Genomic DNA, 25,984 nt, shown 5'->3' on the forward strand with positions numbered 1-25,984 from the left:
GATGTGTATAAGAGACACCTCCAGGCCCGGAGGCGCCGCCGCCTCCGCCGGTCCACGCGTACAGCGTGAACTGGGACGCCATCGCGCAGTGCGAGTCGGGTGGCAACTGGGCGATCAGCACCGGTAACGGCTTCTCCGGCGGCCTGCAGTTCACCCCGAGCACCTGGCACGCCAACGGCGGGTCGGGTTCCCCCTCCGGCGCGAGCCGTGAGGAGCAGATCCGGGTGGCCGAGAACGTGCTGCACTCGCAGGGCATCGGCGCGTGGCCGGTCTGCGGGCGTCGCGGCTGACGATCTACAACGCAGTATTAAGTAGTGCCGGGCCACAGGCCCGGCACTACTTATCTGCGGGTCGGGTAGCGTCGGGCCCGTGACCGCAACGCCGCGCGAATTCGACATCGTGTTGTACGGGGCGACCGGCTTCGTCGGGAAGTTGACCGCCGAATACCTGGCCCGGTCCGCGCCTGGCACGCGGGTGGCGCTGGCCGGCAGATCCACCGACCGCTTGCGGACCGTCCGCGACACGCTGGGTGAGTCCGCTCAGGCCTGGCCGCTTGTCGCCGCCGACGCATCGTCGCCGTCGACGTTGAATGAGATGGCGGCCCGCACCCAGGTCGTCATCACCACGGTCGGCCCGTATACGCGCTATGGGCTGCCGCTGGTGGCCGCGTGCGCGGCGGCGGGCACCGACTACGCCGACCTGACCGGCGAGGCGATGTTCGTCCGCGAGAGCATCGACCTGTACCACAAACAGGCCGCCGACACCGGCGCCCGCGTCGTGCATGCCTGCGGATTCGATTCCGTCCCTTCGGACCTCAGTGTCTATGCGCTGTACCGGGCGGCGCGAGACGACGGCGCCGGAGAGCTCGTCGACACCGACCTCGTGGTCCGGTCCTTCTCGGGTGGGGTATCCGGCGGAACCGTCGCGTCGATGTTGGAGGTGCTGGACACGGCGTCCCGCGATCCTGACGCCCGCCGCCAACTCGCCGACCCGTACACGCTGAGTACCGACCGCAGCGCCGAACCGGAGATCGGGCCCCAGCCCGACCTGCCGTGGCGGCGTGGTCGCCAGATCGCGCCGGAACTGACGGGCCTGTGGACGTCGGGGTTCGTGATGGCCCCCTACAACACCCGTATCGTGCGGCGCAGCAACGCATTACTTGACTGGGCATACGGCCGCCGGTTCCGCTACACCGAGAGCATGAGCCTGGGGTCGTCGCCGCTGGCCCCACTGGCGTCGGCGGCGGTGGGCGGCGTCGCCAACGCCACCTTCGGATTGGGCAGCCGCTATTTTCGGCTGCTGCCCCGCCGGTTGGTGGAGCGCATCGTCCCCAAACCCGGGACCGGCCCCAGCGCGGCGGCGCGCGAGCGTGGTTACTACAAGATCGAGACGTACGCCACCACGGCCACCGGCGCCCGCTACGTGGCGCGCATGGAGCAGCGCGGAGACCCCGGCTACAAGGCGACTTCGGTGCTGTTGGGGGAGTGCGGCCTTGCGCTCGCACTCGACCGCGACAAGCTGCCGAACCTGCATGGCGTCCTCACCCCCGCGGCCGCGATGGGTGACGCGCTGCTGGCCAGGTTTCCCGCCGCCGGTGTGACGTTGCAGGTCGACCCGCTCTCCGAGTGACCCGGCTCACCTGCGATTTGGGCACTTACAGCGGGGTAAACGGCGCTCCCTAGAATTGACGGGTGACCGCCAGCCGCAGCCCCGCCACCGACCTGCCCAAGTCGTGGGATCCCGCTGCCGCCGAAAGCGCGATCTACCAGAAGTGGCTCGATGCGGGCTACTTCGAGGCCGACCCGACGAGCGCCAAACCCGGATACTCGATCGTGCTGCCGCCACCGAACGTAACCGGCAGCCTGCACATGGGCCACGCGCTGGAACACACCATGATGGACGCCCTGACCCGTCGCAAACGGATGCAGGGTTATGAGGTGCTGTGGCAGCCGGGCATGGACCACGCCGGCATCGCGACGCAGAGCGTGGTCGAAAAGCAGCTTGCGATCGACGGCAAGACCAAAGAGGACTTCGGCCGCGAGCTGTTCGTCGAAAAGGTCTGGGACTGGAAGCGCGAGTCCGGCGGTGCGATCAGCGGCCAGATGCGCCGGCTCGGCGACGGGGTGGCCTGGAGCCGCGACCGGTTCACCATGGACGAGGGCCTGTCGCGGGCGGTGCGCACCATCTTCAAGCGGCTCTACGACGCCGGCCTGATCTACCGCGCCGAGCGGCTGGTCAACTGGTCGCCCGTGCTCGAAACCGCGCTCTCCGACATCGAAGTCAACTACGAAGAGGTCGAGGGCGAGCTGGTGTCGTTCCGCTACGGCTCGCTCGACGACTCCCAACCCCACATCGTGGTCGCGACAACGCGGGTCGAGACGATGCTCGGCGACACCGCCATCGCGGTTCATCCTGAGGACGAGCGGTACCGCCATCTGGTCGGCACCACCCTGCCGCACCCCTTCGTCGACCGGCAGCTCCTCATTGTCGCCGACGAACACGTGGACCCCGAATTCGGCACTGGCGCGGTCAAAGTCACGCCCGCCCACGATCCGAACGACTTCGAAATCGGCCTGCGGCACCAACTGCCGATGCTCTCGATCATGGACACCAAGGGCCGGATCGCCGACACCGGAACGCAATTCGACGGCATGGACCGATTCGAGGCCCGGGTCGCGGTGCGCGAGGCGCTGGCCGCCGAAGGCCGTGTCGTCGCGGAGAAGCGCCCATACCTGCACAGCGTCGGGCATTCGGAACGCAGCGGTGAGCCGATCGAGCCTCGGCTGTCGCTGCAATGGTGGGTCCGGGTGGAATCGCTGGCCAAGGCTGCCGGCGATGCGGTTCGCAACGGGGACACAGTGATTCACCCCGTCAGCCTGGAGCCACGCTGGTTCGCCTGGGTCGACGACATGCACGACTGGTGCATCTCGCGGCAGCTGTGGTGGGGCCATCGCATCCCGATCTGGTACGGCCCCAACGGGGAGCAGGTGTGCGTCGGCGCCGACGAGACGGCGCCGGAGGGCTGGGTGCAAGACCCCGACGTACTGGACACGTGGTTCTCCTCGGCCCTGTGGCCGTTCTCCACGCTGGGCTGGCCGGAGCAGACCCCCGAGCTGGAAAAGTTCTATCCGACAAGCGTCTTGGTCACCGGATACGACATCCTGTTCTTCTGGGTGGCCCGCATGATGATGTTCGGCACCTTCGTCGGCGGCGACGACACCATCACGCTCGACGGTCGCCGCGGCCCACAGGTGCCGTTCACCGATGTGTTCCTGCACGGGCTGATCCGTGACGAATTCGGCCGCAAGATGAGTAAGTCCAAGGGCAACGTCATCGACCCGCTGGACTGGCTGGACACGTTCGGGGCCGACGCGCTGAGGTTCACCCTGGCCCGCGGCGCCAGCCCCGGCGGCGACCTGGCTGTCGGCGAGGACGCCGTCCGGGCGTCGCGGAATTTCTGTACCAAGCTGTTCAACGCCACCCGCTACGCGTTGCTCAATGGGGCGCAAGTAGCACCGTTGCCTGCGCAGGACGAGCTGACCGATGCCGACCGCTGGATCCTGGGACGGCTGGAAGAGGTTCGCGCCGAAGTCGATTCGGCCCTCGACGGGTACGAGTTCAGCCGCGCCTGCGAGGCGCTCTACCACTTCGCGTGGGACGAATTCTGCGACTGGTACGTCGAATTGGCCAAAACCCAGCTGGCCGAGGGGAACGCACACACCACCGCCGTGCTGGCCGCCGTGCTGGACACTCTGCTGCGGTTGCTGCACCCCGTCATCCCGTTCCTCACCGAGGCGTTGTGGCAGGCCCTGACCAACCAGGAGTCGCTGGTGATCGCCGACTGGCCGGAATCGTCGGGGATCGACCTGGATCCGGTTGCCGCCCAACGGATCAGCGACATGCAGAGGCTGGTCACCGAGGTTCGCCGGTTCCGCAGCGATCAAGGCCTGGCCGATCGGCAGAAAGTGCCGGCCCGGCTCAACGGGATGGACAGCGCCGATTTGAGCACCCAGGTGGCCGAGGTGACATCGCTGGCCTGGCTCACCGCGCCGGGCGATGCGTTCGAGCCGTCGGTGTCGCTGGAGGTGCGGCTCGGTCCGGGCATGAACAGCACGGTCGTCGTCGAGCTCGACACCTCGGGCACCATCGATGTCGCCGCCGAGCGCCGCCGCCTGGAGAAAGACCTCGCCGCCGCGCAAAAGGAATTGGCGTCGACCACAGCCAAATTGGCCAACGAGGACTTTCTGGCCAAGGCCCCGCAGAAGGTCGTCGACAAGATCCGCGACCGCCAGCGGGTGGCGCAGGAGGAGACCGACCGGATCAACGCGCGGCTGGCCGGGCTGTGATGAGTGTTCGATGACCGAGCCCCCCGACTGGCCCGAGCGCGGCGAAGCCACCAGCCTGGCTCCCACCCCGGACGAGATCGCCTCCCTGTTGCAGGTCGAACACCTGCTGGACCAACGTTGGCCGGAGACGAAGATCGAGCCGAGTCTGACCCGGATCAGCGCGCTGATGGACTTGCTGGGCTCACCGCAACTGGCCTATCCGTCGATCCACATCGCGGGCACCAACGGCAAGACCTCGGTGGTGCGCATGGTCGACGCGCTGGTGACCGCGCTGCACGGTCGTACCGGGCGAACCACCAGCCCGCACCTGCAGTCGGCGGTTGAGCGGATCGCGATCGACGGTCGGCCGATCAGCCCGGCGCAGTACGTCGCGACGTATCGGGAGATCGAGCCCTTCGTGCAGATGATCGACGCGCAGTCGCACGCCGCCGGCGGCCCGGCGATGAGCAAGTTCGAGGTGCTGACCGCCATGGCGTTCGCCGCGTTCGCCGACGCGCCCGTCGACGTCGCGGTCATCGAGGTCGGCATGGGCGGGCGGTGGGACGCCACCAACGTCATCAACGCCCCGGTGGCGGTCATCACCCCGGTCGGCATCGACCACGTCGAATACCTCGGTGACGACCTCGCCGGCATCGCCGCCGAGAAGGCAGGCATCATCACGAAGGCCCCAGAAGGCGCACCCGACACCGTCGCCGTCATCGCGCGCCAGGCGCCCGAAGCGATGGAAGTGCTGCTGGCCCAAACCGTGCGGGCCGACGCCGCGGTGGCCCGCGAGGATTCGGAGTTCGCGGTTTTGGAGCGTCGGGTCGCGATCGGCGGGCAGGTGCTGCAGCTGCAGGGCCTCGGCGGGGTGTATTCCGACCTCTACCTTCCGCTACACGGCGAACACCAGGCGCACAACGCGGCGGTGGCACTGGCGGCGGTGGAAGCGTTCTTCGGCGCCGGGTCGCAGCGGCAACTCGATGTCGAGGCGGTGCGGGCCGGGTTCGCCGCGGTCACCAGCCCTGGCCGGCTGGAACGCATGCGTAGCGCGCCCACCGTCTTCATCGACGCCGCGCACAACCCGGCCGGTGCGGCCGCGCTGGCGCAGACCTTGAGCGACGAATTCGACTTCCGCTACCTGGTCGGTGTGCTCAGCGTGCTGGCCGACAAGGACGTGAACGGCATCCTCGCGGCGCTCGAGCCGGTTCTGGATGCCGTCGTCGTGACCCACAACGGGTCGCCGCGGGCACTGGACGTCGAGTCGCTGGCGCTGGCGGCGGGCGAGCGGTTCGGGCCCGATCGGGTGTTTTCCGCCGAGAACCTGCGCGACGCCATCGACGCCGCAACCGCCCTGGTCGACGACGCGACGGTGGACGGGGAACCCGAAGCCTTCTCCGGCGCGGGAATCGTCATCACCGGGTCGGTCGTCACCGCCGGGGCGGCACGGACCCTGTTCGGTCGGGATCCGGAATGACCGACCAGAACCGGGCGGACCCCTGGAAGAGCTTCGGCGCCGTGATGGCCGCCACGCTCCTCCTGGAAGCGATCGTGGTGCTGCTGGCGATTCCGGTGGTGAGCGCCGTCGGCGGTGGACTGACGCCGGTGTCGCTGGGCTATCTGATCGGTGTAGCCGCGCTGCTCATCCTGCTGGGCGGGGTGCAGCGCAAACCCTGGGCCATTTGGGTGAACCTCGGTGTCCAAGTCCTCCTGCTCGCCGGCTTCGCCGTGTACCCCGGCGTCGGGATCATCGGGGTGCTGTTCACGGGATTGTGGGCGTTGATCGCGTACTTCCGGGCCGAGGTACGGCGCCGCCAGCGGTAGGTGGCAGCCCCCAAAGGCCCCCGCCGCACTCGCCGCCCGACCGATCGTCGCCCGGTTCTGTACGCTGTGCGCCGTGACCGAACGGACCCTGGTACTGATCAAGCCGGACGGCGTCGAGCGGCAGCTGGTGGGGGAAATCGTCGGCCGCATCGAGCGGAAGGGCCTGATCATCGCTGCGCTGGAGCTCCGGCGCGTCAGCGAAGACCTGGCCGCCGAGCATTACGCCGAGCACGAGGGCAAGCCGTTCTTCGGCTCGCTGCTGGAGTTCATCACCTCGGGCCCAGTGGTGGCGGCGATCGTCGAGGGACCGCGGGCGATCGCCGCGTTTCGGCAGCTCGCGGGCGGAACTGACCCGGTGGAGAAGGCCACACCCGGCACGATCCGGGGCGATTTCGGGCTGGAGACGCAGTTCAACCTCGTGCATGGGTCCGATTCGACCGAGTCCGCAAAGCGCGAAATCGCGCTCTGGTTTCCCGACGCGTAGGCCCCCGGTTAACGGAGCCGCGCCGCGCCGCTGACGGCCCGTTCGCTCACGGGTTTGTGGGACTCGCCGAGTGATGTGGGATACTGACCGAGGGTGAACGTCGCCGGACCGGCTTCGGACACCCGAATGAAGACTTAGACAAGCGCGATCATCGCCACCCGGCGTTGGTGCGCGGCATGTCAGGCCATCATTCAGCACGGCGCCGAGTGCATTCCCCGCGAACCGCTCGGGGCGAGACCATCACAAGCCCGGGGGAAGTTAGCCGGGCCCATAGCGAAGCCCTCGCGTGGCCGCGTCGCAAGGACGCGCCCGGGGGCTTGAGGAGAATACGTGGTAGACGGTGCACCATCCGCAGAGTCATCCGAAGAGCCGACCCGGCACGACGAATTGCCGGACCGCCTGAGGGTCCATTCGCTGGCCCGAACGCTGGGAACGACCAGTAAGCGGGTGCTGGATGCGCTCAGCGCCCTGGACGGACGGATACGCAGCGCGCACTCCACCGTGGACCGTGATGACGCGGTCCGGGTACGCGATCTGCTGGCCGCCCAGCCAGAGGGGGGCACCGAGGACGCCGAAGCCGGCGGCGAGAAGGTCCAAGCCGCGGCCGAGGAACCCGAATCCCGGCTGATGTTGGAGACGGCGGTCGAGCGGCCGCATTACATGCCGCTGTTCGTCGCGCCGCAGCCGGTAAGTGCTGAGGAAGACGACGGCAATGCCGACGACGATGCCGACTCCGACGATTCCGACGCCGACGACGAAGACGACGAGCAGGCCGATCGACCGGCCAACCGGCGGCGCCGCCGGGGCCGTGGCCGGCGCGGCCGCGGCCGGGGTGAGCAGGGCGGACCCGACAACCAGAACGACTCGGGCGACGACGACGAGCCGCAACAGCGGGGCCAGAAGGCGGGAGAGGCCGACTCCTCCGACGCCGAGGACGACGACGGCGAAGACGACGAATCCGATGAATCCGACACCGGTGACGACGGTTCAGCGGAGGGCGGCAATCGTCGCCGCCGCAGGCGCCGGCGACGCAAGTCGGGCTCGGGCGACGACGGTGATGAAAACGCATCTCCCGACGACCCGCCCAACACGGTGGTGCACGAGCGGCCCTCCCGCAGCGGGAAGAACGGCGGCAATGGCGGAAATGGCTCGTCAAACGCCGAGATCAAGGGCATCGACGGGTCCACCCGGCTGGAGGCCAAGCGACAGCGGCGCCGAGACGGCCGCGACGCCGGACGGCGTCGTCCACCGATACTGAGCGAGGCGGAGTTCCTGGCGCGCCGCGAGGCCGTCGAACGGATCATGGTCGTGCGCGACAGGGTCCGCACCGAGCCGCCGCATCAGGGGGCGCGCTACACCCAGATCGCCGTGCTCGAGGACGGCATCGTCGTCGAGCACTTCGTGACCTCGGCCGCGTCCGCCTCGCTGGTGGGCAACATCTACCTCGGGATCGTGCAGAACGTCCTGCCGTCGATGGAGGCGGCGTTCGTCGACATCGGCCGCGGCCGCAACGGCGTGCTCTACGCAGGCGAGGTGAACTGGGAAGCCGCCGGCCTGGGCGGGTCCGACCGCAAGATCGAACAGGCGCTCAAACCGGGCGATTACGTCGTGGTACAGGTCAGCAAGGACCCCGTCGGGCACAAGGGCGCCCGGCTGACCACCCAGGTGTCGCTGGCGGGCCGGTATCTGGTCTACGTGCCGGGCGCGTCGTCGACCGGGATCAGCCGCAAGCTGCCCGACACCGAACGGCAGCGGCTGAAAGAAATCCTGCGCGAAGTGGTGCCGTCCGATGCCGGCGTGATCATCCGTACCGCATCCGAGGGCGTCAAAGAGGACGACATCCGCACCGACGTCACCCGGCTGCAGGAGCGCTGGAAGCAAATCGAGGCCAAGGCGGCCGAGATCACCGAGAAGGCCGCCGGCGCGGCGGTCGCGCTCTATGAAGAGCCCGACGTGCTGGTCAAGGTCATCCGTGACCTGTTCAACGAGGACTTCGCCGGCCTCATCGTCTCCGGCGACGAGGCGTGGACGACGATCACCGACTATGTGAATTCCGTTGCGCCCGACCTGGTTTCAAAGCTGAACAAGTACGAACCGCCCAGCGGCGCCGACGGTCAGCCGGGGCCCGACGTCTTCGCGGTGCATCGCATCGACGAGCAACTCGCCAAGGCGATGGAGCGCAAGGTCTGGCTGCCCTCGGGCGGCACGCTGGTGATCGACCGGACCGAGGCCATGACGGTGGTCGATGTCAACACCGGCAAGTTCACCGGGTCCGGCGGCAACCTCGAGCAGACGGTCACCAAGAACAACCTGGAGGCGGCCGAGGAGATCGTCCGCCAGCTCCGGCTTCGTGACATCGGCGGCATCGTGGTCATCGACTTCATCGACATGGTCCTCGAGTCCAACCGCGACTTGGTGTTGCGGCGGCTTACCGAAGCGCTGGCCCGCGACCGCACCCGCCATCAGGTATCCGAGGTGACGTCGCTCGGCCTGGTCCAGCTGACCCGCAAGCGGTTGGGTACCGGGCTGATCGAGGCCTTCTCGACGTCGTGCACCCACTGCGGCGGCCGGGGGATCGTGCTGCACACCGACCCGGTGGACTCAGCCCCCTCGAACGGGCGCAAGTCGGAGTCCGGTGGTCGGCGCGGCAGGCGCTCCAAGAAGAAGGGGGCCGAGGAGCCGGTGGTGGCCAAGGTGCCCGCGCACGCTCCCGGCGAGCACCCGATGTTCAAGGCGATGGCCGCCGGCGGGTCCGCGCAGGGCGAGCGTGACGACGAAGAATCCGACGAGTCCGCCGAGGAAGCGACCGGCGACTTCGACGAGCGGAAGCAACAGGACGTGGCCGACGAGGAGGACACCGACCAAGAGGACTTCGAGGAGTCTGACGAAGACACTGACGAAGACACTGACGACTCTGAGGACGATCTCGACGACGATGACGAGGATCTCGACGACGAGGAGGACCTTGACGAGGACGACGAGGACCTCGAGATGGACGACGACGACTTGGACGTCGAGGACGATTCCGACTCGGATGACTCCGATTCCGACGAGGATTCCGAAAGGTCCGTCAACGGCGGACCGGCCTTCGGACGTCCGCGGCGGCGCCGCGCGGCAGGCAGACCGGCGGGCCCGCCCATCAACGCGGACTGACCTGGACCAGTTTGACCCTGTAGCCGCTGGTCAAGTACCCTAGGACAGTTGTCGTCAGGCCGGGTGGACGTTGGCCGGCGACAGCGGGACTCCCGGGCAGCCGGCGCAGACCCGCAACCCAGACCCACTTAGCTTTGTCCGAGCGCACCGCCGGTGGCTCGCGCGCGAAGAGCCGAAGAAGCGGCTGAGCACAGGAAAGAAGGCAGGAGCAACGATGGCGACCTACGCAATCGTCAAGACGGGCGGCAAGCAGTACAAGGTCGCCGTCGGGGACGTGGTCAAGGTCGAGAAGCTCGACTCCGACCCGGGCGCCAACGTGTCGCTCCCCGTCACGCTGGTCGTGGACGGCGCGAAGGTGACCACCGACGCCGCCGCGCTGGCCAAGGTGGCGGTGACCGGCGAGGTGCTCGAGCACACCAAGGGCCCCAAGATCCGTATCCACAAGTTCAGGAACAAGACCGGCTACCACAAGCGTCAGGGGCACCGTCAGCAGCTGACGGTCCTGAAGGTCACCGGAATCAAGTAGCGGGAGGCGACAGACATGGCACACAAGAAGGGCGCTTCCAGCTCGCGCAACGGCCGGGATTCCGCCGCTCAGCGGCTCGGCGTGAAGCGGTTCGGCGGCCAGATCGTCAAGGCGGGCGAGATCATCGTTCGCCAGCGTGGCACGAAGTTCCACCCCGGCCTGAACGTCGGACGTGGCGGCGACGACACGTTGTTCGCCAAGGCCGCCGGAGCCGTCGAGTTCGGCATCAAGCGCGGCCGCAAAACCGTCAGCATCACGCCCCAGGTCTAGGCCTCACGAGCCGGGGGCACCGCCCCGGGCGGGGAACGTTGCGGCGGCTTCGCGAGGTATTCGCCCTGGCATGACATTCGAAGGGCTGGTATTCGATGCCTCGATTTGTCGATCGGGTCGTCATCCATGCGCGCGCGGGTTCCGGCGGTAACGGCTGCGCGTCGGTCCATCGCGAGAAATTCAAGCCGCTGGGCGGTCCCGACGGCGGCAATGGCGGCCGCGGCGGCAGCATCGTGTTCGTCGTCGACCCGCAAGTCCACACCTTGCTGGACTTCCACTTCCATCCGCACGTCACCGCGCCGTCGGGCAAACAGGGGATGGGCAACAACCGCGACGGTGCGGCCGGCGCGGACTTGGAAGTCAAAGTTCCCGACGGCACCGTGGTCTTGGACGAAAACGGCCGGCTGCTGGCAGATCTGGTGGGTGCGGGCACCCGCTTCGAAGCCGCGGCCGGTGGCCGTGGCGGCCTGGGCAACGCCGCACTCGCGTCGCGTGCCCGCAAGGCCCCCGGCTTCGCGCTGCTCGGTGAGCAGGGCGAAGCGCGGGACCTGACGCTCGAGCTCAAGACCGTCGCCGACGCCGGCCTCATCGGTTTTCCGTCGGCCGGGAAATCGTCACTGGTGTCGGCGATCTCGGCAGCCAAACCGAAGATCGCGGACTACCCGTTCACCACGCTGGTGCCCAACCTCGGTGTGGTGTCGGCGGGCGAGCACACCTTCACCGTCGCCGATGTGCCGGGCCTGATTCCCGGCGCATCGCAGGGCCGTGGCCTCGGCCTGGATTTCCTTCGGCACATCGAGCGCTGCGCCGTGCTGGTCCACGTCGTCGACTGCGCCACCGCCGAGCCGGGCCGCGACCCGATGTCCGACATCGACGCGTTGGAAGCCGAACTCGCCGCATATACGCCTACCCTGCAAGGCGATTCGACCCTGGGCGATCTCGCCGAGCGGCCACGGGCGGTGGTGCTCAACAAGATCGACGTGCCCGAGGCGCGGGAACTCGCCGAATTCGTCCGCGACGACATCGCCGAACGCGGCTGGCCGGTGTTCCTGGTATCGACGGTGTCGCGAGAAGGCCTGCAGCCGTTGATTTTCGGGCTGTGGCGGATGATCTCGGAATACAACGCCGCCCGCCCGCAGGTCGTGCCGCGTCGGCCGGTCATCCGGCCGGTTCCCGTCGACGACAGCGGCTTCACCGTCGAGCCGGACGGCGAGGGCGGCTTCGTGGTCACGGGCGCCCGGCCCCAGCGTTGGGTCCGGCAGACCAACTTCGACAACGACGAAGCCGTGGGCTACCTTGCCGACCGCCTGGCCCGCTTGGGTGTCGAGGATGAACTGCTGCGGCTGGGCGCGCAACCCGGGTGCGCCGTGACCATCGGGGACATGACATTCGACTGGGAGCCGCAAACGCCTGCGGGACAACATGTTGCGATGTCTGGGAGAGGCACCGATGTGCGGCTGGAACGCAGCGAGCGCACCGGGGCCGCGGAGCGCAAGGCCGCCCGCCGTCAGCGCCGCGAACGCGGTGACGAGTCGTGAGCGCGCCGGCGACGATGCAGAGCGAAGCGATGAGGTGGGGGCACCTCCCGTTCGCGGGGGAGAGCGGCGCATCGTGAGCACGCACCGCGAAGCCATCCGGACCGCGCGCAGCCTGGTGGTCAAGATCGGGACCAACGCGCTGACCACACCGTCGGGGGTGTTCGACGCGGGCCGGCTGGCCGGGCTGGCCGACGCCATCGAAACGCGCATGAAGGCGGGCACCGACGTCGTCATCGTCTCTTCGGGCGCCATCGCCGCCGGCATCGAACCGCTCGGGTTAACCCGTCGCCCCAAGGATTTGGCGACCAAGCAGGCCGCGGCCAGCGTCGGGCAGGTCGCGCTGGTGAACGCGTGGAGTGCGGCGTTCGCGCGGTATGGCCGCACGGTGGGACAGGTGCTGCTGACCGCGCACGATATCTCCATGCGGGCCCAGCACACGAACGCCCAGCGCACCCTGGACCGGCTGCGGGCCCTGCACGCGGTGGCGATCGTCAACGAGAACGACACGGTGGCCACCAACGAGATTCGGTTCGGCGACAACGACCGGCTTTCGGCGCTGGTCGCTCACCTGGTCGGAGCCGAGGCCCTGGTGCTGCTCTCCGACATCGACGGTCTGTACGACTCCGATCCCCGAAAAACCCAGGGCGCCCGATTCATTGCGGAAGTCTCCGGCGCCGCGGATCTGACCGGCGTGGTTGCCGGGCCGGGCAGCGACTTGGGTACCGGGGGGATGGTGTCCAAGATGTCGTCGGCCTCGCTGGCCGCCGACGCGGGAGTGCCGGTCCTGCTCGCCGCCGCGGCCGACGCCGCGACCGCCCTGACCGATGCCTCGGTCGGCACGGTGTTTGCCGCCCGGCCCGTTCGGATGTCGGCCCGCCGGTTCTGGGTGCGGTATGCCGCCGAGGCGGCCGGCGCGCTGACCCTGGACGAGGGCGCGGTGCGTGCGGTGGTATCCCAGCGTCGCTCGTTGCTTGCCGCCGGCATCACCGCGGTGTCGGGCCGGTTCTACGCCGGAGATGTCGTCGAACTGCGCGGCCCGGACGCGGCCATGGTGGCCCGCGGCGTGGTGGCCTACGACGCGACCGAACTGGCGAGCATGATCGGCCGGTCAACCTCCGAGTTGCCGGGGGAGTTGCGCAGGCCCGCGGTGCATGCCGACGACCTGGTGGCGGTTTAAGGCGGCTAGCTGAAGGGGTTGCTGTTGTCCTGCCACGCCGCTGATTCGGGACGCGGCCCGTAACGCAGGGCGTAGTCCTCGTGCATCTTCGCTTGCTTCTTGTTCTTGAGCACGTCGACCAGGTTCGGGTTCAGGCCATGCTGCGCCAGCCGGTGCCGACGCCAGACCTTGTTCAACGCAAGCGAGATCAGCAGGGCCCAGGTGTAGAGCGGCACCGTCATCTCGGTGTGCACGTACAGCGAAGCGGGCAGCAGCCAGAAGGGCGCGAGAACCAACAGGGGTGGGATGGCCCACCGGATCATGTGCCGGCGCACGGCTCCCTTGCCCGCCAGATCGTTGGCGACCCACTCGCGCATCGAGCTGGGCAGGCACCGACCGTACGAGTAGGCGATGTGCTGCCAGAAGTTGGGTTTGGTGCGGGTCTTGGATTCGGTCACAGTGACTCCTATAGGCGGCGGGTTAGGACTGCAATGCGCCCGCTGCCAAGGCGGCCGCGTTGATGCGGGTCAGCACCTGGTGTAGGTGCTGAAGTTCGGCGAGGTCGACACCCAGACGCGCGACCACGGCGGGTGGAATTTTCAGCGCACGGCGCCGCAAGGCGGTGCCGCTGTCGGTGAGTTTGACGTCAGTGGAGCGCTCGTCGACGGTGCTTCGCGTACGGGTGATGAGGCCGAGCGCCTCCAAGCGCTTGAGCATCGGCGACAGCGTGGCCGGATCCATCTGCAACGTGGTCGCGATCTCCTTGACCGACAGCGCTTTTCGCTGTCCCGTTGCTGCCCGCTGGTGATCCCAGAGCGTCAGCATCACCAGGTACTGCGGGTGAGTCAGCCCCAACGGCTCCAGCAATGGCCGGTAGACCGCCAAAACGGCGCGGTTGGTCACGCCCAGCGCGAAGCAAACCTGCTGTTCGAGGGAAAGCGGGTCGATCTCCGGTGCGATCAGCGGCGCCATATTTATATGGTAGTCCAATAATTTGTGTCCTAACTATGTTGTTCTCGTCACAGACGCCCACCGGCTCCCCGGCGCATCAGCGCACCGAGGTGGCCTTTAGATACAGTGCACCCCAGACGATCTCGGTCAACGTGGCGGCCAGTTCCGCGTCATAGTCGTGCGGGTTCACCGGGAGGTTCTGCTGGCAGGCCCGCTCGACCATCCAGGTCAGTGCGTTGGCAGTGGTGGCCGCGGACAATTCCGGCCGGATCGAGCCATCGGCCTGCCCCTCCTCGATGACCCGGGTCATCCGCCCGGTGACCGCGGTCAACAGGTTGCGGTAGGTCGCCGCGACCAGCGGGTCATAGCCGGCCATCTCGTTGAGCGCGACCAGCACCGGCTGGTGCCGCCGATAGCTGGCGATGATGCCGTCCATCGCGGCGCGGACGTCGCCCGGATCGTGCCGCCCGGCCACGCTCCACCAGCGATCCGCGCTGTCGGCGAGGTCGGCGAACACCTGGTTGGCCAGGCGGCGCAGCAGGTGCCCTTTGTCCTCGAAGTAGATGTAGAAGCTCGCGCGGGAAATTCCGGCCGCGCCAGACAGCCGGTCCACGCTGAGCTCGGTGAAGCTGGCGCCGTCGCGCATCAGCCGCTCAGTGGCGTCCAGCAGCCGGCGCTCGATCTGCTCGCGCCGCTGCTGACGTTCCTGTTCGCGGTTGGCCTGCGGCTTCCGGGTGACCGATGGCATCTTCCCAGCATAGAGCGCCGTTTGACGTCTTGACTAGACACTATGTCTAGGAATAGTGTCGCAGGGAGTCTGTGACCGACGTCATACGCAACGGAGGGATCACCAATGACCGTGATGACCGGGGTGTCGGGCACCGGGAAGCCCGGACGTGCCTACGACCCCATCGACCTGTCCTCGCGGGCGTTCTGGTCGACCACCGCGGCCGATCGCGAGCGTTCGTTCGCGGTGCTGCGGGCCGAACGCCCGGTGAGCTGGCACCCCCCGGTCGAAGACGCCCTGATGTCCGATCCCGACGATCCCGGCTACTGGGCGGTCACCCGGCGCGCGGACATCGTCTCGGTCAGCCGCAACAACGAGGTGTTCCTGTCCGGCAAAGGCGTGATTTTCGAGAACGTTCCCGTGGAACTGCTCGAGGCGTCGCAATCCTTCCTGGCGATGGACCCACCGCGGCACACCAAGCTGCGCAAGCTGGTCAGCGCGGCGTTCACCCCTCGGCAGGTCCGCCGCATCGAGGACTCGATCAAGGCGAACGCCAAGACCATCGTCGAAGAACTCCGGGCCGCCGGCAGCGGCGTCGATTTCGTCGAGCAGTGTTCCAAGCAGCTGCCCATCCGCACACTCTCGGACATGGTGGGGATCGAAGAATCCGAGCGCGAGCACGTGGCACGGGCCGCCGATGCGCTGGTGTCATGGGCCGACCCCATTTACCTCGGCGGGCGCAATCCGCTGGAGGTCCTGGTCGAGAATCAGATGTATCTGCACCAGGTTGCCGGCGCGCTGGCCGCGGGACGCCGCGAGCGGCCCGGCGACGACCTGTTCAGCGGCCTGGTGAACGCGGAGGTGGACGGCGACAGGCTTTCCGACGCCGACGTGGCCGCGTTCTTCGTGCTGCTCGCCGTGGCCGCCAACGACACCACCCGCCAGACCACCAGCCATGCGATGAAGGCGCTCACGGACTTTCCCGATCAGCGCGCCTGGCTCCTCGAGGATTTCGACAACCGGATTCCCATGGCGGTCGAGGAGTTCATCCGGTGGGCATCACCGGTGATGACCTTCCGGCGCACGGCGGCAACGGATGTCGAGCTGGGCGGCCAGACCATCCGGGCGGGGGAGAAGGTGGTGATGTTCTATCCGTCCGGGAACTGGGACACCGAGGCTTTCGACCACCCGGAGCGTTTCGACCTGAGCCGCAACCCCAACCCGCACGTCGGCTTCGGCGGCGGCGGGGTGCACTTCTGTCTCGGCGCGCATGTGGCCCGGGCGCAGCTGCGGGCCATCTTCGGTGAGTTGTTGCGGCAGCTGCCGGACATTCAGGCGGGTGAGCCCACATACGTGGCGGGCAACTTCATTCACGCCGTGCGCAGCATGCCGTGCACGTTCTAACCCGCTGCTATCGGCGATAATTCGTCAGCCAGCAGCGTCAGCAGCTCCGAGCAGCCGCCGTCGACCTTGACGGTGGCCAGGTCATCCCCGCGGGTGCGGCCCCGGTTGATGATGGCGATAGGCCTGCCCAGCGCGGCGGCGTGACGCACGAATCGGTAGCCGGAGAACACAGTCAGCGACGAGCCGGTGACCAGCAGTGCATCGGCCTCGTCTACCAATGAATATGCTTGGTCGACAACCTCTTTGGCGACGCTTTCGCCGAAGTAGACGATGTCCGGCTTGAGCATTCCGCCACAGCACGGGCAGTCCAGGTAGCGGAACGACGTGGTATCGGCGACGACGGCATCGGCGTCGGGGGCCACCGCGAGGCCGCCGACCGCTTCGGCGCGCTCGGCGAATCCCGGGTTGAGCGTTTCCAGTTGTTCGGCCAGCGCGGCGCGGCTCATGGTGTATCCGCAGCCCAGGCAGACCACCCGCGCGTAGGTGCCGTGGAGATTGACGACGTTTTCGCTGCCGGCCTTGGTGTGCAGCAGGTCGACGTTCTGGGTGACTACCCCGGTCACCACCGAAGCGCGCTCGAGCGCGGCCAACGCCCGGTGACCGGCGTTGGGCATGGTGTCGTCCATGTGTCGCCAGCCGACGTGGTTGCGCGCCCAATACCGCTGCCGGAACGCCGGATCCGAGGTGAACTGGCGGATCGTCATGGGATTGCTGGGCGGCGAATCAGGACCCCGGTAATCGGGAATGCCGGAATCGGTGGACAGCCCCGCCCCCGTCAGCACCGCCAGCCGGCGGCCGGCCAGCAACGCGACCAGTTCCGGCGATTCTGCGCGTCGGGTGGTCACCCCGTCCAGCGTACGGCCACCGAGGTGGCTAACCGAGGCACTCCGCGGCGGTGGTGAGTTCCGCGGACATGTTCTTCTCCATCATCTTCAGCGCCGCCGCCCCCAGCTCGGCGTCGATGCCGGCGACGGCGTCGGTCGGAATCACGACGGGAAAGTGGCGCACGTAGGCGTCAAGCGCGGTGTAGAGGATGCACTGCTCGGTGACCTGTCCCGCGATGACCAACCGCTTGGCCTCCAGGCGGTTCAGCAGGTACGCCAGCGCGGTCGCATAGAAGGCGCTGTGCCGGACCTTGGTCATCACCCGGCAGTCCCCGGCCGGCACGATCGGCTTCACCAGATCGGGCCGCGCGCCGTCGAGCGCGGAGCTGACAATGTCGGAGAACTGGGCCGCGAAATCGCCGTAGTTGTCGTTGACGTATACCAGGTCCACGTCGTCGGATTCGCGTGCGCGCCGGACCAAATCGGCCAGCGGGTCGATGACGTTGGCGACATTGGGTATTAGTTCTTCAGCATCGGGATGCTGATAGGTGTTCATCATGTCGACCACGACTACGGCAGTATCGCTCATGATGGAGGGGATACCCGGCGGCCACGGGTTGACACAGGTCAGGCGACAATGGAAGGGCGATGGACTTTTACAACGCTTACAGTCAGGGCTTTGTCCGGGTCGCCGCGTGCACGCATCACACCACGCTCGGCGATCCGGCGGCCAACGCGGAGTCGGTCTTGCGGTTGGCGCAGGCTTGTCACGACGACGGCGCCGCGCTGGCCGTGTTCCCGGAGCTGACGTTGTCCGGGTATTCCATCGAGGACATCGTGATGCAGGACCTATTGCTCGATGACGTCGCAGCCGCCATCGAGAGCATCGTCGGGTCCTCGATCGATCTGCTGCCGGTTCTGGTCGTCGGTGCCCCACTGCGCTACCGCCATCGCATCTACAACACCGCGGTGGTCATCCACCGGGGCACGGTGCTCGGGGTGGTGCCGAAGTCGTACCTGCCCACCTACCGGGAGTTCTACGAGAGCCGCCAGATCGCGGCTGGAGACGACGAGCGCGGCACCATCCGGATCTGTGACGCCGACGTCCCGTTCGGCCCGGACCTGCTGTTCGCCGCATCGGATGTCCCCGATTTCGTGCTGCACGTCGAAATCTGCGAGGACATGTTCGTGCCGATTCCGCCCAGCGCGGAAGCGGCGCTGGCGGGCGCGACGGTGCTGGCGAACCTGTCCGGCAGTCCGATCACGATCGGCCGCGCAGAGGACCGCTGCCTGTTGGCCCGTTCGGCGTCGGCGCGGTGCCTGGCCGCCTACGTCTACGCCGCCGCGGGCGAGGGCGAGTCGACCACCGACCTGGCCTGGGACGGTCAGACCATGGTGTGGGAGAACGGTGAGCTGCTGGCCTCATCCGAGCGCTTCCCGAAAGGGGAGCGGCGCAGCATCGCCGACGTCGACATCGACCTGCTGCGGGCGGAACGGCTGCGCATGGGGACCTTCGACGACAACCGGCGCCACCACCGCGGGTCGGCCGAGTCGTTCCGGCACATCGACTTCCGGCTGGACCCGCCCGACGGCGATATTGGATTGCGCCGCGACATCGAGCGCTTCCCCTTCGTCCCCGCCGATCCGCAACGCCTGGAACAGGATTGCTACGAGGCCTACAACATCCAGGTTTCCGGGCTGGAGCAGCGGCTACGCGCGCTGAACTACCCGAAGATCGTCATCGGGATTTCCGGTGGCCTGGACTCGACCCACGCGTTGATTGTCGCCGCACGGGCGATGGACCGCGAAGAGCGGCCGCGCAGCGACATTTTGGCGTTCACGCTGCCCGGGTTCGCGACGGGCGATCGCACCAAACGCAATGCGATCGAGCTGTGCCGCGCGCTCGGGGTCACCTTCTCCGAAATCGACATCACCGAGACCGCAATGGTGATGTTCAAGGAGATCGACCATCCGTTCGGGCGCGGGGAGAAGGTTTACGACGTCACCTTCGAGAACGTGCAGGCGGGCCTGCGCACCGACTACCTGTTCCGGCTGGCCAACCAGCGCGGCGGCATCGTGCTCGGCACCGGTGACCTTTCCGAAATCGGGCTGGGCTGGTCGACCTACGGGGTGGGCGACCAGATGTCGCACTACAACGTCAATGGCGGCGTCCCGAAGACGCTCATCCAGCACCTGATCCGCTGGGTCATCTCGTCCGGCCAGTTCGAGTCCGACGTCACCGACGTGCTGCAGTCGGTGCTGGACACCGAGATCTCCCCGGAGCTCGTACCGAAAGGTGAAGAGGAAGAACTGCAGAGCAGCGAGGACAAGGTCGGACCGTATGCCCTGCAGGACTTCTCGCTGTTCCACGTGCTGCGCTACGGGTTCCGGCCGTCGAAGATCGCGTTCCTGGCATGGCACGCGTGGAGCGACCCCGAGCGGGGGAACTGGCCCCCGGGATTCCCCGCCGACAAGCGACCGGTTTACTCGCTCAAAGAGATTCGGCATTGGCTCGGGGTCTTCGTGCAGCGGTTCTACTCGTTCAGCCAGTTCAAGCGCTCGGCATTGCCCAACGGCCCCAAGGTGTCGCACGGTGGTGCGCTGTCACCGCGCGGTGATTGGCGTGCCCCGTCGGACATGTCCGCGCGCATCTGGCTCGACGAGATCGAGCGGCAAATTCCCGAGGAGTAGCACGCTCCGAGCCCGCCCGGGATCGCCGGACGGGCCCCGAGCGTCCGCTCACGCCCTCGCGCGGCGCCAGCCCTGGTACTGCAGCTCCGCGAACACCAGCGTGTAGGCGCCCGCCGCCAGATTCAACGCGACGCCGGCCGAGGTCAGCGGGAAGACATCCGCGAGCACCAGAACGACGGAGGCCACCGTGTAGGCCACATTGGCGATGATGACGCCCATACCGGCGCGCAGTACCGATCGCATACTGGCGAGCCCGAACACGAGCACGCCGTAGCCGATCAAGAACGCGGCCATGGTGTATTCGAACGCCTTCGTGGTGCCCGAGAGCTCGGCGAGCCGGCCGGCCAACGGGATACCGGCCAGGCCGACCAGCCCGCTGATGGCGGCGTCGGCGCGCATGGCGAGGCGAAGCAGGCCGTCCCGGGTGCCCGTGCGGTCGATGGTGGTGGCGGACATTGATGTTCCTTTCGTCGATGGCTGACAACGATCGCCACTGACGCTGCTCGCAAACCACTGCCAGATCGACGCCAGACGCTGCCAACCACTGCCAACCGCAGGTCAGGCTGGTTATTCGAGCGCCGTGTCGATCGCTCGGGCATCCGGTGCGCAGTTGCCGGCGCCCGGCACCAGCGTCGCCAGCGCGCCCGCTGCGCAGGCGCGCCGCAACGCGCGCAGCCGCTGGGCAGGCGAACCGGGATGGGGCGGCCAGCTGCCGGCCAGCACTCCGGCGAACACGTCGCCGGCCCCGGTGGTGTCAATCGCGGCCACCGGGGGAGCGGGCACCAGGAATTCGCCGTCGACGCCGATGTACCGGGCGCCGCGCGCACCCAGCGTGGTCACCAGGTGACTGGGCCGCCACGGCCACTCGTCGGCCTCGGCTTCGTTGGCGATCACCACATCGGCCGCCGCCGCCAGCTCGGCCAGCGAGTCCCGGTCCCGGCCGGTCGGCGATGCATTGACAATGACGACCGCCCCGGCCGAACGGGCCTGCTGCGCCGCGGCCACCGCCGCCCGCACCGGAATTTCCAGCTGCGTCAATAACACATCGCAGCCGGCGATGACGCTTCGGACGGCCGTGGCATCCAGCGCCAGCCGACCGTTGGCGCCCGGCGCGACCACGATGGTGTTCTCGGCGTTGGCGTCAACGACGACGATCGCCGTGCCGCTCGGTCCGGGCGTTTCGGCGGTAGCGTCCAGGCCGACGCCGTTGTCCAGCAGGTGAGCGCGCAATTGCCCGGCGGCCGGGTCATCGCCGATCGCGCCGACGAATTGCACCCGTGCGCCGGCACGCGCCGCCGCCACCGCCTGATTACCGCCCTTACCGCCCGGCGCGTAGGTCAACGACGAGGCCAGCACCGTCTCGCCGGGGCGGGGAAGGGCATCGACGCGCATCGACAGGTCCATATTCACGCTGCCGACCACACAGACTCGTGCCATCACGTTGACCTTAGTCGTTCCAAGAGCCAAACCATCTGCGGTGCAGAGGGTTTGGCGCGTGCGTCAGCACGCGCACTCCTCACCACGCCACGCCCCGAAACCCTCCCGGACCGCAACGCCTGCGATGACGAGTCCGACGACCGGGTCCAGCCACCAGCCTGCCGGCCACACGGCGATGACGGCCAGCGTAAGAAGCACCGCGGCGGATTGCGCGGCGCACAAATAGTTTTGTGTGCCCTCCCCGGCGGTGGCCCGCGAGTCCAGGCGCCTGGCGAGCCGTTGCTTGGCCCAGCCGAGTAGCGGCATCAGGACCAGCGCTGCGGCGGTCAAGGCCATCCCGATCCATGTCGTCTCGGGGTGGGCCCCGGCGAGCAGGCTACGGACCGATTCGACGGCGATGTAGGGCGCGATGAGCCAGAACGAGGCGGCCACGCCGTGTTGCGCCCGGCGCTCCGAGGTCTCCGAGAGCGTGCGCGAACCCGTGAACCGCCACAGGACGATCACGCTCGCCGAGCCCTCGACCGCGCTGCCCAGCGCCCAGCCGATCAGCGAGACAGATCCGGCGGCGAACCCTTGCCACAGGCCGAGCGCGCCCTCGGCGCACATCCACAGCAGGCTCGACCACGCGAGCCATCGCGCGAAGCGCGCAGCCCGTACCCATTCGGCGTCGCGCTCCGGGCGTTGGATGGTTGTCACGTCGGTCGCCCCGCAACCGCAACCCTGCGCGCACCCATCGCTCATAGCGCCAAGGATAAGTGGGCTCCATTAGCTGAATGAAGGGGCGGCCAGCGTCAGCGTCGAATGCTTTGGCGCAATCGCCCATATCTTGAGACACGCGCGCTAGTGTGCTGCGTGAGCGATGCTGCGTGTCCGAGGAAGGGCGAAGTCGAGTGACATCGAGCGAGCTACAAGACGCTGAACCGGCTTCCAAGACCACACCGGAACATGCCGCGGGGCAGGCTCCGGCCGAAATGCCTGTGGCAGAGCAAGGCCAGGCCCGCAAGCGCCATAAGTTCCGCCGCCGTCGGCTTTTCCGGCTCGGCCTGCAATCCAAGCTTTTGCTGACACTGCTCGTCTGCAGCATCCTGTCCATCGGGGTGATCGCCTTCATCGGGGCGTCGTCGGGCCGCAACGCGCTGCGCCAAGTCGAGTCCGAGCGACTCACCGAACTGCGCGAGTCCCAGGCGCGGCAGGTGCAGTCGCTTTTCAAAGAGGTGACGAATTCCCTGATCGTCTACAGCGGCGGCTTCAGCATTGTCGAGGCGACGACGGCTTTCACCGACGGCTTCGCGCAGTTGTCCAACGCGACGATCACGCCGCCCCAGCAGCAGGCGCTCGTCAACTACTACGACAACAACATGATCAAACCGATCAAGCAGATGACCGGCGAGGAACTCGATCGCAACGCAATATTCCCGAGTTCCAACGCGCAGAAGTACCTTCAGGCGAATTACACCGCGCCGAACCCATCGATCGCCGAGGCGAGGAAGGTTGAGGACGCCGGCGACGGCAGCGCGTGGTCGGCGGCCAGCGCCCGTTACAGCTTCTACATGCGCAACATCGTCACCCGGTTCGAATACCCCGATGCGCTGTTGCTGGACATGCAGGGCAATGTCGTCTATTCGGTGAACAAGGGACCCGACCTCGGCACCAACATTCTCACCGGCCCGTACCGGGAATCCAATCTGCGCGAGGCATACCAGAAAGCGTTGCGCTCCAACGATGTCGAGTTCGTCTGGATCACCGACTTCCAGCCCTACCAACCGCAGCTCGACACCCCCACCGCGTGGGTGGTATCCCCGGTGGGAATGAACGGCAAATTGAACGGCGTCATGGCCCTGCCGCTGCCGATCTCGAAGATCAACAAGATCATGACCGCCGACAAGCACTGGGAGGCCGCCGGTATGGGGCCGGCAACGGAGACGTATCTGGCCGGCCCCGACAACCTGATGCGTTCCGACTCAAGGCTTTTCCTGGAGGACCCGGCCGAATACAAGCGCGAGGCCGTGGCATCGGGCACCCCGTCCGATGTCGTGGACGAAGCGATCCGGCTAGGTGGTACGACGCTGGTACAGCCGGTCCCGACCGCGGGCCTGCGCGCCGCCCAACGCGGACAGACCGGGGTCGTGAGCGCCACCGATTACCTGGGCAACAGGGAGTTGGAGGCCTACGCCCCGCTGACCGTGCCGAACTCCGATCTGCACTGGTCGATTCTGGCGACGCGGGACAACTCCGATGCCTTTGCGCGGCTGGGCAGGTTCAGCAGGACGCTGGTGCTGACGGTGGCAATCATGATCTTCGCCATCTGCGTGGCCTCGATGGTATTGGCCCAGTTGATGTTACGGCCGATCCGCCGGCTGCAGGCCGGTACGCAGAAGATCAGCTCCGGCGACTACGAGGTCAACATCCCGGTAAAGACACGTGACGAAATCGGAGAGCTGACTTCGGCTTTCAATGAGATGAGCCGCAATCTCGCGATCAAGGAGGAGTTACTCAACGAGCAGCGCCGGGAGAACGACCGCTTGTTGTTGGCGCTCATGCCCGAGTCTGTCGTCCAGCGGTATCGCGAGGGTCAGGAGACCATCGCAGAGGAACACCAGGACGTGGCCATCATCTTCGCCGAGATCGTCGGGCTCGACGAGGTTTCCGTGGATGTATCCGGCGACGAGTTGGTCGGGATCGTCGACGAACTGTTCCGGCAGTTCGATTCGGCAGCCGAATCGCTCGGCGTCGAACGGATCCGCACGTTCCACAACGGCTATCTCGCCAGCTGTGGGGTGGTCACGCCACGGCTGGACAGCATCCACCGCAGCGTCGACTTCGCCGTCGAAATACGCCACATCATCGAACGATTCAACAACCAAACCGGTCATGAGCTGCGGCTCCGAGTGGGCATCAACACCGGCAACGTCATCAGCGGGCTGGTCGGCCGCTCGGGGCTCGTCTACGACATGTGGGGTGCCGCAGTGAGTCTGGCCTACCAAATGCAGAGTGGCGCAAATCAATCGGGGATTTACGTCACTTCGCAAATATATGAGGCGATGCGTGACGTGCGGCAGTTCACGCCGGCCGGCACCATCTCGGTCGGCGGAACCGACCAGGCGATCTACCGGTTGTCGGAGCGATCATGAACTTGTTCGGATCATCGTGGTTCTACTGGGCCATCGGCGTCGCGCTCGGATTCCCGGTCGTTTTGATTCTGCTGACCGAGGTGCACCGCGCGCTGGTCCGGCGAAACAGCCATTTGGCCAGGCAGGCAAGCCTGCTGCGGAACTACCTGCTGCCACTGGGCGCGCTGTTACTGCTGCTCGTCAAGGCTTCGCAGGTGTCGGCCGGAGATGGTTCGGTACGGATCCTCACCACGGTGTTCGGCCTGCTGGTGCTGGTGCTGGTGCTGTCGGCCCTGAACGCCACCGTGTTCGAGGGCGCGCCCGAAGAAAGCTGGCGCAAACGATTGCCCGCCATCTTCATCGACGTCGCCCGCTTCGGAGTGATAGGCGTCGGCCTGGCGCTGATGCTGTCGTTCATCTGGGGCGTTCGGATCGGTGGGTTGTTCACCGCGCTGGGCATCACGTCGGTGGTCATCGGCCTGATGCTGCAGAACTCCGTCGGCCAGATCGTGTCCGGCTTGTTCATGCTGTTCGAGCAGCCGTTCCGGATCAACGATTGGCTGGACACCGGAACGGCACGGGGCCGCGTCGTCGAAGTCAACTGGCGCTCCGTACACATCGACACCGGCAGCGGCATCCGCATCATGCCCAACTCGATGCTGGCCGGCACCTCGTTCACGAATCTGAGTCGCCCGTCCCGCGCGTACGACTGCGCGATCACCACCAAATTCGCGGCCGGCGATTCGCCGGACAAGGTGTGCGCGATGCTGAGCCGCGCCGCCGCCGCACTGCCGGCCCGCAAACCCGAAACCGTGCCAACCACGGTCGCTCTGGGTGGGGCCCAGTACCGTACGACCATCAGGCTGATGTCGCCTGCCGACGCCGAAACCACCGAAGCGACCTTCCTGCGCTGGGTTTGGTATGCCGCCCGGCGGGCGCGCCTGCGGCTCGACGGTGCCGACGACAACTACTCCACCAAGCAGCGTGTGGAGAAAGCGTTGCGCACGGTGGTGGCGCCGGCGTTGCGGCTGAGTCACACCGACCAGCAATCGTTGGTGCCATACGCGAAGCTCGTCCGCTACGGTGCCGACGAAATCATGGAGTCCGCCGGCCAGGTGTCGTCCGGGATGACCTTCTTGGTCGCCGGCCGGGTGCGGTTGACCGCGACGACCGAAGACGGGGCGGTGGTGCCGGTCAGCGTCCTCGACGAGGGATCGTTCCTCGGCCTGACCGCGCTGACCCGTCAGCCCAACCTCGCCGGCGCTTACGCACTGGACGAGGTGACGGCGCTGCAGATCGATCGTGAGCACCTCGAGCATCTGGTGCTGCGTAAGCCATTGCTGCTCCAAGACTTAGGCCGATTGATCGACGAGCGGCAAGCCAAGGTTCGGCAGGTGACGCGCCGCGAGCGGGTCGGGCCGGCCGGCGTCGAGGCACAACGGTCGGCGAAACAGCTGGGCTGACCCCGCGCGCGGCCGAATCTCGATCGCGGGCACGTTACGCGCGGAGCGGATGCCGTAATACCCGGGCCGCCTCACCTGGCCGGTTAAGGCCCGATACCCTG

At 67.4% G+C, this 25,984-nt stretch carries 22 protein-coding genes and 1 pseudogene; 15 read left to right on the top strand and 8 right to left on the bottom strand.

From position 1 onward, the window contains the following. Positions 1-14: 14 nt before the first annotated feature. From A5758_RS03275 to proB, 11 genes and pseudogenes are all read left to right on the top strand, one after another. Positions 15-290 (top strand): annotated as a pseudogene (locus A5758_RS03275) (transglycosylase family protein); the annotation flags it as partial. A gap of 79 nt (positions 291-369) precedes the next feature. Then, a complete protein-coding gene (locus tag A5758_RS03280; RefSeq protein ID WP_067736425.1) occupies positions 370-1,629 on the top strand; it encodes a trans-acting enoyl reductase family protein in 1,260 nt (419 codons plus the stop codon). Positions 1,630-1,691: 62 nt separating this feature from the next. After that, the gene (locus A5758_RS03285; protein ID WP_067736428.1) at positions 1,692-4,346 is read left to right on the top strand and encodes a valine--tRNA ligase; all 2,655 of its coding nucleotides are present in this window, start codon (positions 1,692-1,694) and stop codon (positions 4,344-4,346) included. A 10-nt stretch (positions 4,347-4,356) separates the two neighbouring features. Beyond that, positions 4,357-5,802, top strand: a complete 1,446-nt coding sequence (locus tag A5758_RS03290; protein ID WP_067736431.1) for a folylpolyglutamate synthase/dihydrofolate synthase family protein — start codon at positions 4,357-4,359, stop codon at positions 5,800-5,802. Beyond that, positions 5,799-6,149: a DUF4233 domain-containing protein gene (locus A5758_RS03295; RefSeq protein ID WP_067736434.1), complete on the top strand. Its 351-nt coding sequence runs from the start codon at positions 5,799-5,801 to the stop codon at positions 6,147-6,149. The genes A5758_RS03290 and A5758_RS03295 overlap by 4 nt, the downstream gene beginning before the upstream one ends. 73 nt (positions 6,150-6,222) lie before the next feature. Beyond that, positions 6,223-6,633, top strand: a complete 411-nt coding sequence (gene ndk / locus A5758_RS03300; RefSeq protein ID WP_067736437.1) for a nucleoside-diphosphate kinase — start codon at positions 6,223-6,225, stop codon at positions 6,631-6,633. Positions 6,634-6,963: 330 nt separating this feature from the next. Further along, positions 6,964-9,786, top strand: coding sequence for an Rne/Rng family ribonuclease (locus tag A5758_RS03305; protein ID WP_067736440.1), 2,823 nt, complete (start codon positions 6,964-6,966; stop codon positions 9,784-9,786). A 214-nt stretch (positions 9,787-10,000) separates the two neighbouring features. Beyond that, positions 10,001-10,312, top strand: coding sequence for a 50S ribosomal protein L21 (gene rplU / locus A5758_RS03310; protein WP_007169506.1), 312 nt, complete (start codon positions 10,001-10,003; stop codon positions 10,310-10,312). A gap of 15 nt (positions 10,313-10,327) precedes the next feature. Continuing rightward, positions 10,328-10,582 carry a 50S ribosomal protein L27 gene (gene rpmA / locus A5758_RS03315; RefSeq protein ID WP_046186480.1) on the top strand — a complete coding sequence of 85 codons (255 nt, stop codon included), beginning with the start codon at positions 10,328-10,330 and terminating at the stop codon, positions 10,580-10,582. 95 nt (positions 10,583-10,677) lie between these two features. Further along, positions 10,678-12,120: a GTPase ObgE gene (gene obgE, locus A5758_RS03320; RefSeq protein WP_067736443.1), complete on the top strand. Its 1,443-nt coding sequence runs from the start codon at positions 10,678-10,680 to the stop codon at positions 12,118-12,120. A gap of 70 nt (positions 12,121-12,190) precedes the next feature. Next, positions 12,191-13,297, top strand: a complete 1,107-nt coding sequence (proB, locus tag A5758_RS03325; RefSeq protein WP_156622485.1) for a glutamate 5-kinase — start codon at positions 12,191-12,193, stop codon at positions 13,295-13,297. Positions 13,298-13,302: 5 nt separating this feature from the next. Here the strand turns inward: proB and A5758_RS03330 are convergent, their stop codons facing one another. From A5758_RS03330 to A5758_RS03340, 3 genes are all read right to left on the bottom strand, one after another. Beyond that, a complete protein-coding gene (locus A5758_RS03330; RefSeq protein WP_067203409.1) occupies positions 13,303-13,734 on the bottom strand; it encodes a DUF5313 domain-containing protein in 432 nt (143 codons plus the stop codon). 22 nt (positions 13,735-13,756) lie between these two features. Next, positions 13,757-14,248 carry a MarR family winged helix-turn-helix transcriptional regulator gene (locus A5758_RS03335; RefSeq protein ID WP_067203406.1) on the bottom strand — a complete coding sequence of 164 codons (492 nt, stop codon included), beginning with the start codon at positions 14,246-14,248 and terminating at the stop codon, positions 13,757-13,759. 76 nt (positions 14,249-14,324) lie between these two features. After that, positions 14,325-14,975, bottom strand: coding sequence for a TetR/AcrR family transcriptional regulator (locus A5758_RS03340; protein ID WP_067736450.1), 651 nt, complete (start codon positions 14,973-14,975; stop codon positions 14,325-14,327). Between the two features lie 105 nt (positions 14,976-15,080). On the opposite strand from A5758_RS03340, the gene A5758_RS03345 reads away from it, so the two are divergent. Beyond that, the gene (locus A5758_RS03345; RefSeq protein ID WP_067736454.1) at positions 15,081-16,358 is read left to right on the top strand and encodes a cytochrome P450; all 1,278 of its coding nucleotides are present in this window, start codon (positions 15,081-15,083) and stop codon (positions 16,356-16,358) included. On the opposite strand, the gene A5758_RS03350 is transcribed toward A5758_RS03345, so the two are convergent. Together A5758_RS03350 and A5758_RS03355 are read right to left on the bottom strand one after the other, a co-directional pair. Then, complete coding sequence (locus A5758_RS03350) at positions 16,355-17,203, bottom strand: NAD-dependent protein deacetylase (RefSeq protein ID WP_067736457.1); 849 nt, start codon at positions 17,201-17,203, stop codon at positions 16,355-16,357. The two genes, A5758_RS03345 and A5758_RS03350, sit on opposite strands and share 4 nt — an antisense overlap. Positions 17,204-17,231: 28 nt before the next feature. Beyond that, positions 17,232-17,771, bottom strand: coding sequence for a cysteine hydrolase family protein (locus A5758_RS03355; RefSeq protein ID WP_067736462.1), 540 nt, complete (start codon positions 17,769-17,771; stop codon positions 17,232-17,234). Positions 17,772-17,830: 59 nt separating this feature from the next. On the opposite strand from A5758_RS03355, the gene A5758_RS03360 reads away from it, so the two are divergent. After that, positions 17,831-19,873: an NAD(+) synthase gene (locus A5758_RS03360; protein ID WP_067736465.1), complete on the top strand. Its 2,043-nt coding sequence runs from the start codon at positions 17,831-17,833 to the stop codon at positions 19,871-19,873. Between the two features lie 48 nt (positions 19,874-19,921). On the opposite strand, the gene A5758_RS03365 is transcribed toward A5758_RS03360, so the two are convergent. The 3 genes from A5758_RS03365 to A5758_RS03375 form a co-directional block, all read right to left on the bottom strand. Then, on the bottom strand, positions 19,922-20,329 hold the full coding sequence (locus A5758_RS03365) for a hypothetical protein (protein ID WP_067203389.1): 408 nt from the start codon (positions 20,327-20,329) through the stop codon (positions 19,922-19,924). A 111-nt stretch (positions 20,330-20,440) separates the two neighbouring features. Beyond that, entirely contained in the window at positions 20,441-21,310 is an 870-nt protein-coding gene (locus A5758_RS03370) for a ribokinase (protein ID WP_067736468.1), read from the bottom strand. Between the two features lie 63 nt (positions 21,311-21,373). Next, the gene (locus A5758_RS03375; protein WP_082939557.1) at positions 21,374-22,051 is read right to left on the bottom strand and encodes a cation transporter; all 678 of its coding nucleotides are present in this window, start codon (positions 22,049-22,051) and stop codon (positions 21,374-21,376) included. Positions 22,052-22,200: 149 nt separating this feature from the next. Here A5758_RS03375 and A5758_RS03380 point away from each other — a divergent pair, with 149 nt between their 5' ends. After that, entirely contained in the window at positions 22,201-24,441 is a 2,241-nt protein-coding gene (locus A5758_RS03380) for an adenylate/guanylate cyclase domain-containing protein (RefSeq protein ID WP_082939558.1), read from the top strand. Further along, positions 24,438-25,883, top strand: a complete 1,446-nt coding sequence (locus A5758_RS03385; protein WP_067203381.1) for a mechanosensitive ion channel domain-containing protein — start codon at positions 24,438-24,440, stop codon at positions 25,881-25,883. The genes A5758_RS03380 and A5758_RS03385 overlap by 4 nt, the downstream gene beginning before the upstream one ends. Positions 25,884-25,984 lie beyond the last annotated feature (101 nt).

It is taken from the genome of Mycobacterium sp. 852014-50255_SCH5639931, from assembly GCF_001665605.1.
GTDB classification, from domain to species: domain Bacteria; phylum Actinomycetota; class Actinomycetes; order Mycobacteriales; family Mycobacteriaceae; genus Mycobacterium; species Mycobacterium paraffinicum.

What these genes read in the sequence shown, in the direction of transcription:
- A5758_RS03355 (WP_067736462.1), bottom strand. Translation starts at nt 17,771, where the DNA reads ATGAGCGATACTGCCGTAGTCGTGGTCGACATGATGAACACCTATCAG.
- A5758_RS03340 (WP_067736450.1), bottom strand. Translation starts at nt 14,975, where the DNA reads ATGCCATCGGTCACCCGGAAGCCGCAGGCCAACCGCGAACAGGAACGT.
- A5758_RS03385 (WP_067203381.1), top strand. Translation starts at nt 24,438, where the DNA reads ATGAACTTGTTCGGATCATCGTGGTTCTACTGGGCCATCGGCGTCGCG.
- A5758_RS03295 (WP_067736434.1), top strand. Translation starts at nt 5,799, where the DNA reads ATGACCGACCAGAACCGGGCGGACCCCTGGAAGAGCTTCGGCGCCGTG.
- A5758_RS03365 (WP_067203389.1), bottom strand. Translation starts at nt 20,329, where the DNA reads ATGTCCGCCACCACCATCGACCGCACGGGCACCCGGGACGGCCTGCTT.
- A5758_RS03360 (WP_067736465.1), top strand. Translation starts at nt 17,831, where the DNA reads ATGGACTTTTACAACGCTTACAGTCAGGGCTTTGTCCGGGTCGCCGCG.
- A5758_RS03335 (WP_067203406.1), bottom strand. Translation starts at nt 14,248, where the DNA reads ATGGCGCCGCTGATCGCACCGGAGATCGACCCGCTTTCCCTCGAACAG.
- rpmA (WP_046186480.1), top strand. Translation starts at nt 10,328, where the DNA reads ATGGCACACAAGAAGGGCGCTTCCAGCTCGCGCAACGGCCGGGATTCC.
- A5758_RS03375 (WP_082939557.1), bottom strand. Translation starts at nt 22,051, where the DNA reads ATGAGCGATGGGTGCGCGCAGGGTTGCGGTTGCGGGGCGACCGACGTG.
- A5758_RS03345 (WP_067736454.1), top strand. Translation starts at nt 15,081, where the DNA reads ATGACCGTGATGACCGGGGTGTCGGGCACCGGGAAGCCCGGACGTGCC.
- A5758_RS03370 (WP_067736468.1), bottom strand. Translation starts at nt 21,310, where the DNA reads ATGGCACGAGTCTGTGTGGTCGGCAGCGTGAATATGGACCTGTCGATG.
- A5758_RS03290 (WP_067736431.1), top strand. Translation starts at nt 4,357, where the DNA reads ATGACCGAGCCCCCCGACTGGCCCGAGCGCGGCGAAGCCACCAGCCTG.
- rplU (WP_007169506.1), top strand. Translation starts at nt 10,001, where the DNA reads ATGGCGACCTACGCAATCGTCAAGACGGGCGGCAAGCAGTACAAGGTC.
- obgE (WP_067736443.1), top strand. Translation starts at nt 10,678, where the DNA reads ATGCCTCGATTTGTCGATCGGGTCGTCATCCATGCGCGCGCGGGTTCC.